Annotated in this window: 16 protein-coding genes and 1 pseudogene; 14 read left to right on the top strand and 3 right to left on the bottom strand. The window is 64.9% G+C overall.

What is annotated here, in order from left to right; all coding sequences use genetic code 11:
- The first annotated feature begins 291 nt into the window (after window positions 1-291).
- The 3 genes and pseudogenes from HAP47_RS40230 to greA all read left to right on the top strand — a co-directional run bounded on the left by HAP47_RS40230 (window position 292) and on the right by greA (window position 5,281).
- On the top strand, window positions 292-1,527 hold the full coding sequence (locus HAP47_RS40230; protein ID WP_231168687.1) for an efflux RND transporter periplasmic adaptor subunit: 1,236 nt from the start codon (window positions 292-294) through the stop codon (window positions 1,525-1,527).
- Window positions 1,524-4,669, top strand: a pseudogene (locus HAP47_RS40225) (efflux RND transporter permease subunit). Before HAP47_RS40230 ends, HAP47_RS40225 begins: the two are co-directional and overlap by 4 nt.
- Window positions 4,670-4,798: 129 nt before the next feature.
- A complete protein-coding gene (greA, locus tag HAP47_RS40220; protein WP_173640011.1) occupies window positions 4,799-5,281 on the top strand; it encodes a transcription elongation factor GreA in 483 nt (160 codons plus the stop codon).
- Window positions 5,282-5,387: 106 nt separating this feature from the next.
- Here greA and HAP47_RS40215 read toward each other — a convergent pair whose 3' ends face one another.
- Complete coding sequence (locus tag HAP47_RS40215) at window positions 5,388-6,026, bottom strand: GntR family transcriptional regulator (RefSeq protein ID WP_173640012.1); 639 nt, start codon at window positions 6,024-6,026, stop codon at window positions 5,388-5,390.
- Between the two features lie 122 nt (window positions 6,027-6,148).
- Between HAP47_RS40215 and bioB the strand changes: the two genes are divergently transcribed.
- The 4 genes from bioB to HAP47_RS40195 all read left to right on the top strand — a co-directional run bounded on the left by bioB (window position 6,149) and on the right by HAP47_RS40195 (window position 10,255).
- Window positions 6,149-7,144: a biotin synthase BioB gene (gene bioB, locus HAP47_RS40210; RefSeq protein ID WP_173640013.1), complete on the top strand. Its 996-nt coding sequence runs from the start codon at window positions 6,149-6,151 to the stop codon at window positions 7,142-7,144.
- Window positions 7,145-7,212: 68 nt separating this feature from the next.
- Entirely contained in the window at window positions 7,213-8,367 is a 1,155-nt protein-coding gene (locus tag HAP47_RS40205; protein WP_173640014.1) for an 8-amino-7-oxononanoate synthase, read from the top strand.
- Window positions 8,364-8,996: a dethiobiotin synthase gene (gene bioD, locus HAP47_RS40200; RefSeq protein WP_173640015.1), complete on the top strand. Its 633-nt coding sequence runs from the start codon at window positions 8,364-8,366 to the stop codon at window positions 8,994-8,996. Before HAP47_RS40205 ends, bioD begins: the two co-directional genes overlap by 4 nt.
- Window positions 8,993-10,255, top strand: a complete 1,263-nt coding sequence (locus tag HAP47_RS40195; protein WP_173640016.1) for an adenosylmethionine--8-amino-7-oxononanoate transaminase — start codon at window positions 8,993-8,995, stop codon at window positions 10,253-10,255. Before bioD ends, HAP47_RS40195 begins: the two co-directional genes overlap by 4 nt.
- Window positions 10,256-10,340: 85 nt before the next feature.
- Here HAP47_RS40195 and HAP47_RS40190 read toward each other — a convergent pair whose 3' ends face one another.
- Window positions 10,341-11,534, bottom strand: a complete 1,194-nt coding sequence (locus HAP47_RS40190; RefSeq protein ID WP_173640017.1) for a YXWGXW repeat-containing protein — start codon at window positions 11,532-11,534, stop codon at window positions 10,341-10,343.
- A gap of 300 nt (window positions 11,535-11,834) precedes the next feature.
- Between HAP47_RS40190 and HAP47_RS40185 the strand changes: the two genes are divergently transcribed.
- Window positions 11,835-13,244 (top strand): MFS transporter, encoded by a 1,410-nt coding sequence (locus HAP47_RS40185; protein ID WP_173640018.1) that lies wholly within the window; start codon window positions 11,835-11,837, stop codon window positions 13,242-13,244.
- Here HAP47_RS40185 and HAP47_RS40180 read toward each other — a convergent pair.
- On the bottom strand, window positions 13,241-14,143 hold the full coding sequence (locus HAP47_RS40180) for a LysR family transcriptional regulator (RefSeq protein ID WP_173640019.1): 903 nt from the start codon (window positions 14,141-14,143) through the stop codon (window positions 13,241-13,243). The two genes, HAP47_RS40185 and HAP47_RS40180, sit on opposite strands and share 4 nt — an antisense overlap.
- Before the next feature lie 96 nt (window positions 14,144-14,239).
- Between HAP47_RS40180 and HAP47_RS40175 the strand changes: the two genes are divergently transcribed.
- The 6 genes from HAP47_RS40175 (at window position 14,240) to HAP47_RS40150 (ending at window position 18,818) form a co-directional block, all read left to right on the top strand.
- Window positions 14,240-14,941, top strand: a complete 702-nt coding sequence (locus HAP47_RS40175) for a haloacid dehalogenase type II (RefSeq protein WP_173640020.1) — start codon at window positions 14,240-14,242, stop codon at window positions 14,939-14,941.
- Window positions 14,928-16,166 carry a CaiB/BaiF CoA transferase family protein gene (locus HAP47_RS40170; protein ID WP_173640021.1) on the top strand — a complete coding sequence of 413 codons (1,239 nt, stop codon included), beginning with the start codon at window positions 14,928-14,930 and terminating at the stop codon, window positions 16,164-16,166. Before HAP47_RS40175 ends, HAP47_RS40170 begins: the two co-directional genes overlap by 14 nt.
- Window positions 16,167-16,191: 25 nt before the next feature.
- Window positions 16,192-16,614, top strand: a complete 423-nt coding sequence (locus tag HAP47_RS40165) for a PaaI family thioesterase (protein WP_173640022.1) — start codon at window positions 16,192-16,194, stop codon at window positions 16,612-16,614.
- A 253-nt stretch (window positions 16,615-16,867) separates the two neighbouring features.
- Window positions 16,868-17,680: a pentapeptide repeat-containing protein gene (locus tag HAP47_RS40160; RefSeq protein WP_173640023.1), complete on the top strand. Its 813-nt coding sequence runs from the start codon at window positions 16,868-16,870 to the stop codon at window positions 17,678-17,680.
- A gap of 121 nt (window positions 17,681-17,801) precedes the next feature.
- Window positions 17,802-18,272 carry an aminoacyl-tRNA deacylase gene (locus tag HAP47_RS40155; protein ID WP_173640024.1) on the top strand — a complete coding sequence of 157 codons (471 nt, stop codon included), beginning with the start codon at window positions 17,802-17,804 and terminating at the stop codon, window positions 18,270-18,272.
- 126 nt (window positions 18,273-18,398) lie between these two features.
- A complete protein-coding gene (locus tag HAP47_RS40150) occupies window positions 18,399-18,818 on the top strand; it encodes a CBS domain-containing protein (protein WP_173640025.1) in 420 nt (139 codons plus the stop codon).
- Window positions 18,819-18,880 lie beyond the last annotated feature (62 nt).

Below are 18,880 nucleotides of genomic sequence, written 5' to 3'. Positions count from 1 at the left end.
AATCAGGTCACGCTTTCGCAGGTCACATTCATGAGAGCTCTCGGCGCCCGCGACGTGCCCCGGGCCGACGGCATGGTTGTCATCGCCATGGCATCGCAGCGTCGCGAGGTTTCTCCAAGCTGCCTGTTGCCGGGATCAGCGAAACGGGGCGATCAGGTTACAGGATTGTCGGATTGGCCGCGTTATGATCTCCTGTGATGCACCTTGCCCATCCTGACTTTCTGCGGTCTGAGGGAACTCGACGTCATATCCGTGTCGTAGAGCTTGTTAGTAGACGAAGGGTTGGACAGCATGAGTGGTACGGAACGAATGCTCGGTGGATTGGCAGGGCTTGTGGTATCGGCGGGATTGGCGGCTCTGGGGATTTCGGCGGCCCATGCTCAAGCGGGACCGCCCGGGCCTCCTGCCGTGGGCGTGTTCGAGGCGGTGAAGCGGCCGATCACCGAGACCAATGAATTTCTGGGACGCATCGAGGCCCCCAATCGCGTCAACGTGGTGGCGCGCGTCACGGCGTTTCTCGAGAAGCGGAGCTTCGTCGAGGGCGCCGAGGTCAAGGCCGGCGACCTGCTGTATCAACTCGAGCGCGGCCCGTTCGAGGCCGACCTGGCATCGAAGAAGGCGCAGGTCGCCCAGTTGCAGGCGACGCTGGTCAACGCGAAGCTGACCACCGACCGCGCCAAATCGCTGCTCGGCGGACCGGCCGGCCAGCAATCGAGCGTCGACGCCGCAGTCGCCAATCAACAGAGCCTCGAGGCACAGGTGCAGGCCGCACAGGCGCAGGTCGACCTGTCCCAGATCAATCTCGACTACACCGAGATCCACTCGCCGATCGACGGCAGGATCGGACGCACCGCAGTCACTGAGGGTAACGTCGTGACGCCGAGCTCGGGAACCCTGACGACCATCGTGAGCCAGGACCCGATGTATGTCACGTTCCCGGTGCCGGTGCGCGAGGCGCTCGATCTGCGCGAACGCTATGCGACGCGCGGCGGCTTCAAGGCCGTGGTCATCCGGGTGCGCCTGCCCGACGGCCGGTTCTACGACAAGGTCGGCGAGCTGAATTTCGTCAACAACACCATCGCGCAGAACACCGACACCATCTCCTTGCGCGGCACCATCCCCAACCCGTCGACGTACACATCCGTCGCAGCCGGTGGCGCGGTCCGCGAGCTGACCGACAATGAGTTCGTGACCGTGCTGCTGGAAGGCGTGCAGCCGGTCGAGGTGCTGGCGATCCCGCGCTCGGCGGTGCTGTCGGACCAGCAGGGTGAATATGTCTACGTCGTCGGCGCGGACAACAAGGCCGAGCAAAAGCGGATCCAGCTTGGGCAATCGACATCGACGATTGCCGCGGTGACGAACGGCATCGCGCTCGGCGACAAGGTGATCGTCGAGGGGTTGCAGAAGGTCAGGCCAGGCGAGGTGGTCGCGCCGGGGCCCGCCAGCGCGCTGATCCAGTCGAGCATGAAGGTTTCTGCGGACGGCGGCGCCAGCAGCACGCCGAAATCGACGGGCAATAACCCATGATTTCCGCTGTCTTCGTCGATCGTCCGCGGCTTGCGATCGTCATCGCGTTCGTGATCACGATCGCGGGCGCGCTGGCGCTGATGCAAATCCCTGTCGCCCAGTTCCCGGACATCGTGCCGCCGCAGGTGACGGTCTCCGCCGTGTTCCCCGGCGCTTCGGCCGAAGTCGTTGAATCGAGCGTCGCCCAGCCGCTGGAAGCGCAGGTCGTCGGCGTCGACAAGATGCTCTACATGAAGTCGACCAGCGGCAATGACGGCAGCTACACGCTGACGGTCTCGTTCGCGCTCGGCACCAACCCCGATATCAACACCGTCAACGTCAACAACCGGGTGCAGAGCGCGCTCGCGCAATTGCCGACCGAGGTGCAGGCGCAGGGCCTGACCGTGCAGAAGAAATCCTCGGCGGTGCTGCAGTTCATCGTGCTCTACAGCAAGAGCGGGGAGCAGGACCCGCTGTTCATCACCAACTACGCCATCATCAACGTGCTGGACGCAATCTCGCGCACGCCCGGCGTCGGACAGGCCTCGCTGTTCGCCAAGCTGAACTATTCGATGCGGATCTGGTTCGACACCCAGCGTCTGACCAGCCTCAATTTGGCGCCGTCGGACGTGATCGCCGCGATCCGTGCCCAGAGCGTGCAGGCGCCGGTCGGCCGCATCGGCGCGCGTCCGATCAGCAACGACCAGCAATTCCAGTTCAACGTGCAGACCCAGGGCCGCCTGACGACATCCAAGCAGTTCGGCGACATCGTGCTACGGGCCAATCCGGACGGATCGGTGCTGCGGATCAGGGATGTCGCCCGCGTCGAAATCGGCGCGCAGAACATGGATTCGGAATCGCGCATCGACGGCAATCCCGGTGTGCCGATGGGCATCTATCTCGCACCCGGCGCCAACGCCGTGACCACGGCCAAGGCCGTGCAGGCCACGCTTGCGAAGTTGTCGGAGCGGTTCCCGCCGGGGCTGACCTACCTCGTGCAGTACGACTCCACGACCTTCGTCTCCGATACGATCAAGGAGGTGATGAAGACGCTCGGCGAAGCCTTCGTGCTGGTCGTGATCGTGGTGTTCCTGTTCCTCGGCAATCTGCGCGCCACCGTGATCCCTGCGGTCGCGGTTCCGGTCAGCCTGATCGGTGCCTTCGCGGTGCTGCTGGCGCTCGGCTATTCCGCCAACACCGTCTCGCTGCTGGCGATGGTGCTGGCGATCGGCATCGTCGTCGACGACGCCATCGTCGTGGTCGAGAACGTCGAACGCGTCATGGAGGAGGAGCCCGAGCTATCGCCGGCCGACGCCACCAAGAAGGCGATGGCGCAGATCACGGCGCCGATCATCGCGATTTCACTGGTGCTGCTCTCGGTGTTCGTGCCGATTGCGTTCATTCCCGGGATCTCCGGTACGCTGTTCCGCCAGTTCGCGGTGACGATCAGCGCCGCGATGGTGATCTCGGCGCTGAACGCGCTGACATTGTCGCCGGCGCTGTGCGCCGTGTTCCTGCGTCACGGCGGGCCGCGCCGCGGCATCATGGGACGGGTGCTCGGCGGCATCGACTGGGTCCGCGACCGCTATGCCGGCGTGGTGCAACGGCTGGTCCGCGTGGCGGTGTTGTCGCTGGTCGCGGTGCTGGTGTTTGCCGGCGCGGTGTTCGGCGTGTCGAAGATCACGCCAATCGGATTCCTGCCCGAGGAAGATCAGGGCGCGTTCTTCATCGCGGTGCAACTGCCTGACGGCGCGTCGGTGGCGCGCACCAGCGAGGTGACCAAGCAGGTTGAAGCGATCCTCAAGAAGAACCCGGCGGTCGACCATGTGCTGTCGATCATCGGCTTCTCGCTGCTCGACGGCGCCAGCGAGCCCAACTCGACATTCATGGTGGCGCGCATGAAGCCGTTCGCCGATCGCAAGGCCGTCACCGACTCGGTGCAGGCCGCGATCCGGCAGACCTTCATCGCGGGATCGCAGATCCGTTCGGCCTCGGTACTGCCGTTCAACCTGCCGCCGATCATCGGGCTCTCGACCTCCGGCGGCTTTGAATATCAGCTCGAGGCGCTGGAAGGGCAGGATCCGGCTGCCCTCAGCAGCGTGATGGGTGGGTTGATCGGCGCCGCGAACCGCAATCCAAATCTTGCCCGCGTGTTCTCGACCTTCACTGCGACCAACCCATCGGTCTATCTCGATATCGACCGCGCCAAGGCGCAGGCGCTCGGCCTCAACATGGCCGACGTGTTCACCGCGCTGCAGGCCACGCTCGGCGGCATCTACGTGAACAATTTCAACCTGTTTGGCCGCACCTGGCAGGTGAACGTGCAGGGCGATGCGGCCGACCGCGGCGACATCCCCGACATCTGGCAGATCTATGTGCGTAACACCGGCGGCGAGATGGTGCCGATCCGCTCGATCGCAAGCTTGCGGATCGTCACCGGCCCGCAGGTGATTACGCGCTACAACAATTATCGCTCGGTCACGGTGAACGGCAGCCGGCGGCGGGCGTGTCCTCGGGCACCGCGATTGCGGCGATGGCCGACCTGTCCAAGACGACGCTGCCTTCTGGCTATTCCTATGAATGGACCGGCACGGCCTATCAGGAGCAGGCGGCTTCCGGCCAGACCGGTATCATCCTCGCGCTCGCGGTACTGTTTGCCTATCTGTTCTTGGTGGCGCTGTATGAGAGCTGGACGATCCCGATTCCGGTGCTGCTGTCGGTCACGGTCGGCGTGCTGGGCTCCTATCTCGGCATCAAGCTCGCGGGCCTCAACCTCGATCTCTACGGCCAGATCGGCCTCGTGGTGCTGATCGCGCTCGCCGCCAAGAACGGCATCCTGATCGTCGAATTCGCCAAGGAGCAGCGCGAGGCCGGCAAGCCGATCACGGAGGCCGCGACGATGGGCGCGCAAATGCGCTTCCGCGCGGTCATGATGACCTCGATCGCCTTCATCCTCGGCCTGGTGCCGCTGGTGGTCGCGACCGGTGCCGCGGAAATCAGCCGCCGTGCGGTCGGCACCGCGGTGTTCGGCGGCATGTTGGCCGCGAGCTCGATCGGCATCTTCCTGGTACCGATGCTGTTTGTCACCTTCCAGGGCTGGCGCGAGGGTGTAAAGAACCGGTTTGGTCGTCGGGGCAAGGCGGAACAGCCGGCGTCGCATTAGCGCATGATCCGAAAGGATCATGCGTGAACAACGAGCTAATCTGCGATGACGATCCAGTCTAATCCCATCGCGCATTAGCGGCGCGGGTGCGGCGGGGCTATACTACCCGCCCATCGATGGAGTTCCGGATTGAGCGTTGCCTTTACCAAGGAAGAGAGTGCCGAGACCGCGTCCGAAACGTTGTTGCCGGACCGCCCCATATCGCCGCATCCCAATCTGGTGACCGAAGCAGGACGCAGAGCGCTGGAGCGCCAGCTCCAGGAGGCACGCGAGGCCTACGAGACCGCGCAGCAACTCGACGACGTCAACGAACGGCGGCGGCAGTCGGCCGTGCCGTTGCGCGACACACGCTATCTGACGGAAAGGCTCCGCACCGCGCAGGTGGTGCCTGACCCGGCTTCGACCGAAACCGTTGCCTTCGGCAGCACCGTGACGTTCAGCCGCGCCGATGGCCGCGTGCAGACCTATCGCATTGTCGGCGAGGACGAGGCCGATCCAAAGGCCGGCTCGATCTCCTTCGTGTCGCCGGTGGCGAGGTCGCTGATGGGCAAAGCCGTGGGCGACGTCGTCGGCTCGGGCGCCCAGGAGCTGGAGATCGTGGCGATCGCCTAAAGCAAGGTGACTGGGATCGAGCGGCAAGTCCCGCTTCACCTCGCCCCGCAGGAACGGGGAGAGGGAGCGTAGCGTCTTCGCGGTTGCCAGTTCAACCAGATCCCGATTACGCCGCCGGCAGGGCGAGCCGCTCGATCGTCTGAATATGCCGCGCGAGCAGGCTGCAGGCTTGCTCGATGTTGCGCGCGCGCAGCGCCTGCAGGATCACGCGATGATCCTGGCTCGGCCGCGGCCGCCAGCCGGCGTTGCGCGCCATCGCGAACACCAGTCGTGAGTTGGCGAGTTGCAGGCCGTCGAGGCTGGCGAGCAGACGCGGCATCGCGCAAGGCGCCACCAGCGCGTGATGGAAGGCGCGATTGGCCAGTTCGAAATCCTGAACCGTCTCGGCGTTGTCGCCCTCGATCAGCGCGAGCTCGATCCGTGCCAGATGGGCCGACGTGTATCTGGCAGCTGCATTGCGCAGCGCGACCACCTCCAGCGCGGCGCGCATCTCGGCGATCTCCTTCACCGATCCGGTGTCGAGCGGAGCTACCCGCACCCCGCGACGGGGCACCGCAACGACGAGATGCTGCGCCTCCAATCGTCTGAACGCCTCGCGCACCGGGACGTGGCTGGAATGGAATTCCCGCGCGACGTGATCTTGGCGGAGCGGGGCGTTCGGCGGCAACGCGCCGCTGACGATGCGCTCGCCGATCGCTTCGGCGATGCGCCCGGCGGTCGTCACGTTCTCGCCCTCACTAGTCATAGATTATCTATCATAAAAACGGGTGCGTCCCCCATCTGGCTCGGTTAGCATCAGTCTAACTCTAAGATCATAGATAATATATGGAATTATCTATGATTTACACAAGCAAGAAGGCAAGCCCGATGGTTGATGTCGTTGAGATCGAACGGACCGACAGAAGCAGCAACGCACCGCTCCACAAGCACTGGGAGCGCGCCGAAGCCGAGGCGCTCTACAACCTGCCGTTCGCGGACCTGATGTTCCAGGCGCAGGGCATCCATCGCGCCAATTTCAATCCAAACCACGTCGAAACCGCGAGCCTGCTCAGCATCAAGACCGGCGGCTGCCCGGAAGACTGCGGTTACTGCTCCCAAAGCGCGCATTACGACACCGGCCTGAAGGCCACCCGCCTGATGCCGCGCGACGAGGTGGTCGCGGTCGCGCAGCGCGCCAAGGACGCCGGCGCAACCCGCTTCTGCATGGCCGCGGCTTGGCGCACCCCCAAGGACCGTGACCTCGATCAGGTCTGCGACATGGTCAGCGCGGTCAAGGGGCTGGGCATGGAAACCTGCGTCACGCTCGGCATGCTGACGCCGGACCAGGCCGAGCGCCTCTCAGACGCCGGGCTCGATTTCTACAACCACAACGTCGATACCTCGCCCGAGTTCTACGACAAGATCATCACTACCCGCACCCTGCAGGACCGCATCGATACGCTCGCGCATGTGCGCGACGCCGGCATCAAGGTCTGCTGCGGCGGCATTATCGGCATGGGTGAACAGGTCGAAGACCGGCTCGGCATGCTGATGCTGCTCGCCAATCTCCCCAGTCATCCCGAAAGCGTGCCGATCAATCTGTGGAACGAGGTCAAGGGCGTGCCGGTCAACGACACCGCCGAGCGGCCCGATCCGATCGCGCTGGTGCGACTGGTCGCGACCGCGCGGATCATGATGCCGAAGAGCGTGGTGCGGTTGTCGGCCGGACGGCAATACATGACCGATGAACTGCAGGCGATGTGCTTCCTCGCCGGCGCGAACTCGATCTTCATCGGCGATGTGCTGCTGACCACCAAGAACCCGCAGCGCGATCGCGACGCCGATCTGCTCGACCGGCTCGGCATCGCATCCCGCCTGGCCTGACCGCAACTTCCGGCACGCGCGCGGGAGCACGACCCGCGCGTCATCGACAATCATCCTGAGAGTAAAGCATGAGCGCAATCCATGCGGCCAAGGCCGCTGATTACGCCGCGGCCTTGCACGCCCTGAGCAAGGACGACCGGCTGCGCGGTCTGAAGCCGCGCGCGGGCATCGATTTCGTATCGAACGACTATCTGGCGCTGGCGAGCGCGCCACGCATCAAGCAGGCCGTGTCGGCCGCGCTCGAGGCCGGTACGCCGATCGGCGCCGGCGGGTCGCGGCTGTTGCGCGGCAATTGCGAGGAGCACGAACGGCTGGAGGCCGAGGCCGCCGCGTTCTTCCGCGCCGAGACCGCGCTGTTCTTCGGCGGCGGCTATGTCGCCAACTTTGCCGTGCTGACGACGCTGCCGCAGCGCGGCGATCTGCTCGTGCTCGATTCGCTGGTGCACGCCAGCATCCACGAAGGCGCGCGGGCGGGCCGGGCCGCGTTCCGGTTCAGCGCGCACAACGATCCCGGGTCGGTCGAGGACACCATTCGCGGCTGGCGTGCCGAGGGCGGAACGGGCCGGGTCTGGATCGTGGTCGAAAGCGTCTACAGCATGGACGGCGACGTCGCGCCGCTTGACGAGCTCGTCGCCATCGCCGACCGGCACGACGCCTTCCTGATGGTGGACGAGGCGCACGGCACCGGCGTCTACGGCGAACAGGGGCGGGGGCTGACGGCGCCCTATGAAGGGCGCGAGAATCTCGTGATCGTGCATACCTGCGGCAAAGCGCTGGGCGCCGCCGGCGCGTTGGTCACGGCCCCGACCGTGCTGCGCGACTTCATGGTCAATCGCTGCCGCCCGTTCATCTTCGCCACCGCGCCGTCGCCGCTTGTGGCCGTCGCCGTGCGTGAAGCGCTGCTGATCCTGCGAGAGGAGCCCGAGCGTCAGCAGCGCCTCGCAGAACTGGTCGCGTTCACGCATCGCGAGCTCGATCTGCGCGGCCGGAACAGCCCGTCGCGCTCGCAGATTGTGCCCTATATCGTCGGCGACAATGCGCGTGCGATGCAGCTTGCCTCGGTGCTGCAGGTGCGCGGCTTCGACGTCAGAGGCATCAGACCGCCGACCGTGCCGGCAGGCACCGCGCGGCTGCGCATTGCCCTGACCCTCAATGTTGACGAGGACGACGTGCGCGCGCTGCTCGATGCGCTTGTCGAGGAGACGAAAGGCTGGTCGCGATGATCAGCCGGATCGTGGTGACCGGCACCGATACCGGAATCGGAAAGACGATCTTCTCCGCCGGCCTCGCCGGCTTCCTCGGCGCGAGCTACTGGAAGCCGGTTCAGTCCGGCCTTGAGGAAGAGACCGATGCGCAACTGGTGGCGCGGCTTGCGGGTCTCGCGGCCGATCGCATCGTGCCGGAGCGTTACCGGCTTCGCACGCCGGCTTCGCCGCATCAGTCCGCCGCGATCGACAGCGTGCGCATCGATCCTGCCGCGCTCGCCGTGCCCGACACGGGGGACCGGCCGCTGGTGATCGAGGGCGCCGGCGGGCTGATGGTGCCGCTGAATGGCGACACGCTCTTTATCGACATGTTCGAGCGATGGCGGCTTCCGGTCGTGCTCTGCGCCCGCACGGCGCTCGGCACCATCAATCACTCGCTGTTGTCGGTCGAGGCGCTGCGCAAGCGCAACATCGATATTCTCGGGATCGCATTTATCGGCGAGAGCAATCCCGAGAGTGAGCGCGCCATCTGCGAGATCGGGCAAGTGCGCCGGCTGGGCCGCTTGCCCTGGCTTTCGCGCCTCGGGGCCGACACGCTGCGGGCGGCGTTCAACGCTTCGTTCCGCCGCGACGATTTCAACCCATGATATCAGCTCGGAAATCGCCGATCTGGCACCCGTTCACCCAGCACGCGCTGCACGATCAGATGACCAGGATCGTGCGCGGGGAGGGCGCCTATCTCTACACCGCGGATGACCGCCGGATCATCGATGCGATCGCATCCTGGTGGGTCGTGACCCATGGCCATTGCCATCCGCATATCGTGCGCGCGATCCAGAGCCAGGCGGAACAGCTCAACCAGATCATCTTTGCCGGCCATACCCACGATCCGGCCGAAGACGTTGCCGCGCAGCTCCTGAAGCTGGCGCCGCGTGGCCTCGACTATGTGTTCTTCTCCGACTCCGGCTCGACCAGCGTGGAAGTGGCGCTGAAGATGGCGCTCGGCTACTGGCACAATATCGGGGTGCCGCGCACGCGGATCATCGTCATGCAGCACTCCTACCACGGCGACACCGTGGGGACGATGTCGGTCGGTGCGCGCGGCGTCTTCAACAAGGCTTACGAGCCGCTGCTGTTCGACGTCGTGTCGATCCCGTTTCCGGCCGCCGGCCACGAGCAGGCGACACTCGATGCGCTCGAAGCCGCGTGCAAGACGGAAACCGCGGCCGCATTCATCGTCGAGCCGCTGATCCTGGGTGCGGGCGGGATGCTGATGTATCCGCCCTCGGTGCTGAAGGAAATGCGGCGGATATGCGAAGCCTCCGATGTGCTGTTCATTGCCGATGAGGTGATGACCGGTTGGGGCCGCACCGGCACATTGTTCGCGTGCGAGCAGGCCGACGTCACGCCGGACATCGCGTGCTACTCAAAGGGCCTTACCGGCGGATCGCTGCCGCTCGCAGTGACGCTCTGCCGCGCCGACATCTACGACGCGCATTATTCCAGCGATCGTTCGCGCATGTTCTTCCATTCAAGTTCCTACACGGCAAATCCGGTCGCCTGCGCCGCCGCGAGGGCGAACCTCGAACTCTGGCAACACGGCGCGCATGAGCGTGTTGCCTCGGTCGCCGCCATGCAGGAGCGCCTGATCGCACCGTTCCGTGCGGACGAACGCTTTGAAAACGTCCGTCGCACCGGCACCATCACCGCGCTTGACCTGAAGGCAACCGATGCCGGCTATCTCGCAGGCATCGGCCCAAAACTTCAGGCTTTCTTCGCGCGTCGAAATTTGCTGCTGCGCCCGCTCGGCAACACGATCTACGTCATGCCGCCCTACTGCGTCGCCGAGACTGACCTCAAGGAAATCTACGCTGCGATCGGGGATGCGGCCGACGAGCTGACCTGACGTCGCGCCTCGATCGGCTGAACCTCTATGTGGGCCGTGATTCGTAATCGGCGTGCCCTTGCAGGCACGCCGATGAGCCGGATCATCAGTGCTTGTGTGGCGCCGGATGCGGCCTCGCGCCAGGATGCGGCCGCGGTGCCGGCCGTGACACGTGCGGCGGCGCACGCCGGGGCGGCGGCGGAGGACGATGCACAACCGGCCGCGCGACGTGTGGCGCCGGTGGATGCGCGACCGCGCGTGGCGGAGGTGGTGCATGCTGCGCGAGCTGCGGCCTGGGTGCATGCACCGCCGGCGCCCCGGCGTGCGCCGCCGGTGCGGGATGTTGGCCCGCGCCGCGCAGGGCGTGTGCTGCCGGCAGAGCATGTCCCGCGAGCAGGGCATGTCCTGCTTGTGGTGTGTGCACTGGCGGCAGAGCGTTTCCGCTCGGCAGAGCGTGTGCTGCCGGCAAAGCGTTTGCTGTCGGCAGTGCGTGTCCTGGCGGCAGGGCATTCGCCGTCGGCAGAGCGTGGCCGGTCGCGGGCTGCGCATGCCGGGGCGGCGGCGCCGCGATCGGCTTGCCCGGGTGCGCGGCAACCACACCCGCGCCGCTGAACCTTGCTGCGTGCGCAGTCGCGGCGATCGCCGGATGACCATGATTGTTGGCAAGCGCCAGCGCCGGATCCTTCATCGCCGCTTCCGCGTGCCGCGTCTGCTCGCCGGTCGCAGCCACGTGGTGCTCGCTCGCGGCGGCGAGCTGCTGCGGCGTCGGCCTCACCGTGGTGCCACCGGTGCCGCCATTGTAGCTGACGTTGGTCGTGTTGTTGATGACGGTCTTGTTGTAAACGTTGGTGACCGAGACATTCGTGATGTTGGTGACGGAGCGGTTGTAGAAGAAGCTGCCGCCGCGCCAGTAGCCGCCGTCATAGCCGAGACCGGTGTAGCCGAAGCCGTATGCGATGCCGCCGTAGAAGCCGACGCTAGCTCCCCAATATCCGGCGTGGAAAGCGTAGACGCCATCGTTCCAGCCCCAGTAGCCTGGTGTCCAGAGCACTTCAGGCGCGGGCGGCAGCACCCACGTGCCGGGCACCCAGTAGTAACCGATATCGTCGCTCCACGCCCAATAGCCCGGGGTCCAGATGTAGCCGTCGCCGGGGATCGGTGGCTGCTCGTACACCGGCAATGGCGGCGGTGCGGCATCGACGGTGATGCTGATGGCGAGCTGCGCGCGTGCAGCGGGAGGTGGCGAGAGACAGCAGAGGCTGAGAGCTAGAGCGAAAGGCAGTCCGGCGATGCGGCGCATGGCAGATACTCCAATCTTGCTTCCCCCAGCTTCGGAGTGGAATAGCCGCGCCGGCATGAACCCGTTGTGAATGTATGTGCCGACACGCGATCACGTGATCGCGCGACGGCAGGATCGTTAACGACGGCAGATGCAATTCAGTTTGGTGTCAGGATGGAACGCGATCGTGCCGCACTCGGCGGCTTCATCACTGCGCCAAATAGTCGAATTTTCGATTTGAATTGGACGACGACCCCCTGCGCGTCATCAATCGATCATCGGAGCATCCGGCTCGCACGAGGCCGGGCAGGGAGGTTTGGAATGGCGCGATCCGCCGACATTGATATCAACGCGGGCGCACGCCTCGACAGGTTGCCGATCTGTGGATTCCACTGGCGCATTCTGGCCCTGATCGGCGCCGGCATGTTTCTCGATGCATTCGACATTTATCTCGCCGGCGGCGTGCTGGGTGCGGTGCTCAAGGAAGGATGGTCCACGCTCGAGCTCAACGCGGCATTCGTCTCCGCGACCTTTGTCGGAATGACGATCGGCGCCTGGTTCTCCGGCATCCTCGGCGACCGCTTCGGCCGCCGCTTCTCTTACCAGATGAACCTCGCGATCTTCGGCCTCGCGTCGATCGCCGCCGCCTTCGCGCCCAGCATGACGGTTCTGATCGGTCTCCGTTTCATCATCGGCATCGGGCTCGGCGCAGAGATCGTGGTCGGCTATGCGACCTTGACGGAGTTCGTGCCGGCCGCTTCGCGTGGACGCTGGATCGGGCTGCTGGCCGTGATCACCAATTTCTCGCTGTTCGCGTCGTCCATGATCGGCCTGTGGGTGATCCCGACGCTGGGGTGGCGCTACATGTTCGCCCTCGTCGGCCTCCTCGCGATGATCGTCTGGTTCTTGCGCAAATCGATGCCGGAATCGCCGCGTTGGCTCGCCGCCAACGGCCGCACCCACGAGGCGGAGGCAATTCTTTCGGCGATCGAAGCGGAGGCCGCGCGCAAGGGAACGCTGGCTCCCGTCGCCGCCTGCGCGCCGGCGTCGGAATCGCCCGGGGCGGTCTGGCGCCTGTTCCAGCCGCCGTATCTCGGGCGCACGCTGCTCGGCAGCCTGCTGCACATCGTCGTCGGCTTCAGCCTTTACGGGTTTATCGGCTGGCTGCCGACCTTCATGGTCAAGGGCGGCCACAGCGTGGTCTCCTCGCTGGGCTACACCACCGTGATGGCGTTGGGCGGGCCGGTCGGATCGCTGATCGGGCTCGTGCTCGCGGACCGGCTCGGACGCAGGCTCTCGATCGTCTGCTCGTCGATTGCGGCTGCCGCGCTCGGCATCGCCTATCCGTACATGGCGGACGGTGTTGCGCTCGCGGGCGTCGGCTTCCTGCTGGTCACCGCGATCTACGTCATGCTGGCGACCGGGTTCGCGATGCACGTCCCCGAACTGTTCCCGACGCGCTATCGGCTTCGCGGCACGGCAATCTGCGCCACATCCGGGCGCATCGCGACCGCGCTGGTGCAGTACGTCGTGGTCGCGATCTTCGCCTGGCAAGGGTTGACCGGCGTGCTGACGACCCTGGCCGGCATTCTCGTGTTCCAGGCCGTGGTGTTTCTCATGTTCGGATTCGAGACCAAGGGACGCTCATTGGAGGACGCATCGGCCGTGACGGACGCCGAGGCAGCAAGTCAATCGCCCATCGCACGGAGGGCGGCTGACATCGGCGCCTAGTTCAGGCCCGAGCACGCCGCCCTGATCCTATCACGAAGCCAGCCGTTCGCGTTGCTTTGATCGTATCTGCGGTGCCAGTACAGCATCCAGTCGAACGGCGCGGACTCGAACGGCAGTTCCTCCATCCGCAGACCGTCGTCCATCAGTACGGCGGCGAGGTGCCGCGGCATCACCGCGAGCAGGTCGGTCTGATTGAGAACATGAGGCACGACGAGCCAATGCGGCACATTCAGCGCGATGCGTCTGCGACGGCCGCGCTCGGCGAGCACGTCGTCGACGAAACGAAGATCGGTCGGGCTCATCGAGACTTTCATGTGCTCGTTGTCGATGAAGCGCTCGAAAGTCAGCCGCCCGCGCTTGATCTGGTGACCGCTCCGCATCAGGCAGACCATGCGGTCGCGCAGCAGCGTCTCGGAACGGATCGATGCGGAATGCTCGAGCCCCATGCTGACCGCGACGTCGATCTCGTCGCGCTCCAGCGCATCGATCGTGAGAGCGGGCGGCAGATGGATCGTGTTGTAGGAGATCCGCGCATCGGGTGGCCGCGCCGCGGCGAGTCGCGGCAGCAGCAAGCAGGCGAGGATGTCCGACATCCTGATCGTGAAGGTGCGTTCGGTCCGGCCTGGATCGAAGCCTGTGTCGCTCGCCATCACGCGCTCGACCTGGCGCAGCACCTGGCGCAGCGGCTCCGCCAGTTCGGTGGCGCGGGGCGTGGGCTTCATCCCGCTCGTCGTCCGCACCAGGAGCTCGTCCTCGAACATCGCGCGCAGCCGGTTGAGCGCGTTGCTCATCGCCGGTTGACTGAGTCCGATGCGGTCGGCCGCCTTGGTGACATGACGCTCGGTCAACAGTGCGTCCAACGCGACGAGCAAATTGAGGTCGATGGATCGGAGGTTCATGCCATCATTCATATCGTGAATAGTGAGAGATCACAAATCCATTTAATCTATGGCAATGCGGCGCGTATCCAATCGATCTGAACCAAGGAGGCATCAATGAGCTTTGAGACCATCAAACGCGAAGTGAAGATCTGCATGTTCGATCAGTACGGCACGGTCGTCGACATGCAGGGCGGACTGACCAGGATCGCGACGCCGTTCCTTGCGAAGAAGGGCTGGAAGGGCGATCCGAATTCCTTCGTCACATGGTGGCGCCGCACGCATTTCGAGAATTCGATGATCGATGCGCTGCTGCATCGCGAGCACACGCCCTATCGCGAGATCGGGCATCGCGCGGTGGCCCACGTGATGGACCGCGCCAGGATCGACTACACGATGGACGAGGTGCGTTACCTGGTCGGCGAGATCGAGAAGCTGGTGCCGTTTCCGGAGGTGCCGGAAGCGCTCGCACGGCTGCAAGCCAAATACAATCTGGTGGTGCTCTCGAACGGCGATCCGGACATGCTCGAGACCGCGAAGCAGTACCACAAGGTCCCGTTCGATCGCGTGATCTCGGTGGCCGAAGCCAATTCGTTCAAGCCGCATGTCGCGACCTATACGAAAGCGGCCGAGATCATGGGCGTGAAGCCCGATCAGGTGCTGTTCGTCGCCAATCATGCCTTCGACTGCATCGGCGCCAAGTCCGCCGGCATGCGGACGGCCTTCATCGACCGGCGCAGCCGCCCGTTCGGCATCACGCCGCACCAGCCCGATATCCTGGTGCCGTCGATGAAGGACCTCGCCGATGCGATCGTCTGATCGCGAGCCGCTGTCCGGCATCAGGGTCCTGGACCTCTGCCGGGTGGTCTCCGGTCCGTTTGCCACGATGCAGCTCGGCGATCTCGGCGCCGACATCGTCAAGATCGAGGACCCGCGGCAAGGCGACGAAAGCCGCCGCTACGGGCCGCCCTTCGTCGGCGGCGAGAGCGCGTATTTCCTGTCGGTGAACCGCAACAAGCGCAGTTGCGCCATCGATCTGAAGTCGCCGGCGGGGCGCGACGCGGCGCTCGATCTTGCATCCGCCGCCGACGTCGTCATCGAGAATTTTCGTCCCGGCACGCTCGACAAATGGGGACTCGGCTTCGACGCGCTGCGGGCCCGCAAGCCCGACGTCATCCTGTGCAGCATCTCGGGATTCGGCCGTACCGGTGCGGACGCGTTGCGCCCCGGCTACGATCTGATCCTTCAGGGCGAATCGGGCGTGATGGATATCACCGGTGATCCGATTGGGCCGCCGACCAAGGTCGGCACCTCGATCGCCGATCTCGTCACCGGCCTGTACGCGTCGCATTCGGTGCTCGCCGCCTTGATGCGGAAGAGCCGGACAGGCGAGGGCGGCCGGGTCGACGTCTCCATGCTCGACGCCATGGCATCGCTGCTGACGTTCAACGCCGGCATGTACTTCGCCACGGGAGAAAGTCCGAGGCGCCGTGGCAACGTCCATCCGACAATCAGCCCGTACGAGCCGTTCGAGGCGAGTGACGGCTGGATCAATGTCGGGGTCGCGAACGACAAGTTCTGGGTGGCCTTTTGCGACGTCATCGACCGGCCGGACCTGCGCGAGGACGCGCGTTTCGCAACCGCCCCGAAGCGCGCGGCGAGCCGGAACGATCTCGTCGCGATCCTCGCCCCCATCTTCGCCGGCAGGAGTCGCGCCGATTGGCTGCAGGCGCTCGCCGTGGCCGGCATCCCCTGCGGCGCGATCAAGTCGGTCGGCGAAGTCTGCGAGACGCCGCAACTCACGCAGCGGGGCATGGTCCAGAGCGTCCGCCATCCGGCTGCGGGGGATGTGAGGTTCATTGCGAGGCCGATGCGGTTCGGCGACGAGCCGCCGGCGCCTTCCACGCCGCCGCCCATGCTCGGCGAACACACGCGCGAGGTGCTTGCGGAATGGCGCGGCTGGACCGACGATCGGCTTGAGAGATTCGCGCTCGAAGGCGCGTTCGGAGACTTTGGACGGAGCTTCGTGCGATCGCCCGAGTGAGTATCGTGATCAAGTGAGTGTCGTCATGAGAGATATCGCCGAGCAGATGATGCGCCGCGCCGTCGAGGACGAGCGCCAGGAATTCGGGTCGTTCTTCCTGTCGCGCTTCTTTGGCCTCGAGATTGCCTACCAGGGCGAGACGTGCATCGTCTCGTTCGACGTCGAGCGGCCGATGTTCAATCCGCAAGGCACGCTGCACGGCGGGGTTCTCGCGACTGCGCTCGATATCTCGATGGGGCATCTCGTCGACCACATCGCGGGTGCCGGCACCACGCTCGAGATGAAGGTGCAGTATCTCGCCGCGGTGCGCGAAGGGCGCGTGACCTGTCACGCGACTTTTCTGAAGAGGGGCCGGAAAAACTTCTTCTTGCAATCCCAGGCCTCCGCCGCAGCCGGCGAGCCGATCGCGCATGCCACGTCGACCTGGCAGCTGCTGAGCCGAGGCTGAGAAGCGCGGCCGGTTCGCGTCGGCCGTTGTCTCGCTGCCAAAACTGTGAGTTTCGCTGCGGAGCGGACCCCTGACGCGAATCTCCGATGTCGTGAAAGCACGACCTCCCGAGGCCCCGTCCCTTCGCACGAAACGGTCACGAGCATTGCCAGGATCGTGATCCGGTCTCATACTCTGAAGCTGGAAGCGCATCTCCACGGCGCGGCCGGTGCGAAGATGCGAGAGGCGATACCTCAAAAGCGGAAAGACGGCGATGCGGTTTCATCTCGCATTTGCCCTTGTATCGATGGCGGCGCTGTTCGTTGATCCGATTGCCGCCATGTCGCAGGACATGTTGCGCAGCGTCGACCTCGACAGTCCCGACATGACGACGTCGGAGATGACGCGCGCCGAGGTCGACGCGCTCCTCAAGGCCGCGCCTCAAGGGGACCGACGCACTGTAGATTTGGAGGGAAAGCGGCTGTCGCACCTCGATCTCTCGGGCCTCGACTTCTCCGGCGGCAACCTTCATCTCGCTAAGCTCAACCGAACCAATCTGAAAGCCGCGCGCTTCGATCGGGCCATACTGAACCAGGCTTGGCTCATCGACGCAGACCTGACGGAGGCGTCCCTCGTCAAGGCATCGCTGCTCGGCACGCAGATGCAGCGCGCCAAGCTCGGCGGCGCCGATTTGAGCGGCGCTCGCATCACCGCCGATCTGTCCGGTGCCGGTCTGATCGGGGCCAAGCTCGCGGGCGCGGATTTGAGCGCCGATATGCGCAACCAATCGATGGGCCTGATGCGTGGCGTGCTCAAATCCGCCGATCTCCGGAATGCGGATCTGAGCGGCGCCAATCTTGCGCGCGCCGATCTCGAATTCGCGCAGTTGCAGAATGCCAATTTGGCTAACTGCAACCTCAGCAAGGCTGACCTGGCGGGAGCCGATCTATCTGGCGCCAATCTCGCCGGCGCCGATTTCACCGAGACCGACCTTGCGTCGGCCCTCTTGCCGACTGCGACCGCGCTGGCCGAAGCCCGCAATCTGGACAAGGCCCGGAACTTGGACCTGGCGCGGCGCCCAAACTAGCGATCGAATTGCAGTGTCCTGCAGCAGGGCTTATATTTTGCGTTGAGAACCACGCAGCCGCTCATCGTGCGGCAGGCAGGGACCACGGTGGATGGTTGCATGTCGCACCGGAGGTGACGCCATGACCATTTCTCCCACACTGCACAAATATCTCGCCGCCGAAAACATCGCGTACGACGAGATCCCGCATGTGCTGACGCTGTCGTCAGCCCTGACCGCCCAGGCATGTCACGTCCCGGGTGATCGCCTGGCCAAGGCCATTGTGTTGCGCCGCAATGGCGGCTACTTGCTCGCCGTGCTGCCGGCATCGCATCACCTCAGGCTGGCGGATCTGAGGGCGAGCTTCGGCGACGATATCGCCATGGCCGCTGAAAGCGAAATCGATCGGCTGTTCGCGGACTGTGCGCATGGGGCGGTTCCCGCCGCCGGCATCTGCTACGGGCTCGACGTCATTGTTGATGACAGCATCCAGATGCAGCCCGAGATCTATATCGAAGCCGGCGATCATGAGACGTTGCTTCATCTCGGTCGTGCGCAATTCGCGCGCTTGACCGCCGGTTCCCTGCACGGCCGCTTCAGTACGCACGACTGAGGGCATGATAGCCGGGCCACCTGTCGCTGCGCCTTGACCAAGGCGCAGCACGCACGCATGCAGTCACGCCCGATCTGCTGTATAGTCGCGAGCGAGGGGGCTGCTGCCTTGCAAGGGAGGTCCTCCATGAAGGTCAAGGATGTGATGCACAAGGGCGTCGATTGGGTCAGCCCCGATACCCCGATCACTGAAATCGCGAAGTTGATGCAAGGGCACGACGTCGGGTGCATTCCGGTCGGGCAAGACGATCGTCTGATCGGGATGGTGACGGATCGCGACCTCGTCTGCAAAGGTCTTGCGAGCAAGGGCTTCAACTCTGCGCGCGCCACAGCGCGCGATGTGATGACCGAAGGCATCCACTGCTGCCGGGAAGACGACGATCTGGCGAAAGCGGTGCATCACATGGAGACGCTGAAGATCCGCAGGCTGCCTGTCATCAACAAGAGCAAACGGATGGTCGGCATGGTCAGCCTGGGGGACATAGGCCACTTTGCCGGTGCCGATCTGATGTCCCAATGCATGAAGGGCGTGTCGGCTCATCATTGAGGCGAGGCCGGTCTGCCGAAAACCGGCAGATCGGCCGGCACCATGGCCGGACATCGAAGCGG

Source organism: Bradyrhizobium sp. 41S5 (assembly GCF_011516665.3).
Classification (GTDB): Bacteria; Pseudomonadota; Alphaproteobacteria; order Rhizobiales; family Xanthobacteraceae; genus Bradyrhizobium; species Bradyrhizobium quebecense.
The sequence above is the reverse complement of the archived record's forward strand: the minus strand, read 5'-3'. Positions and strand labels throughout refer to the sequence as shown.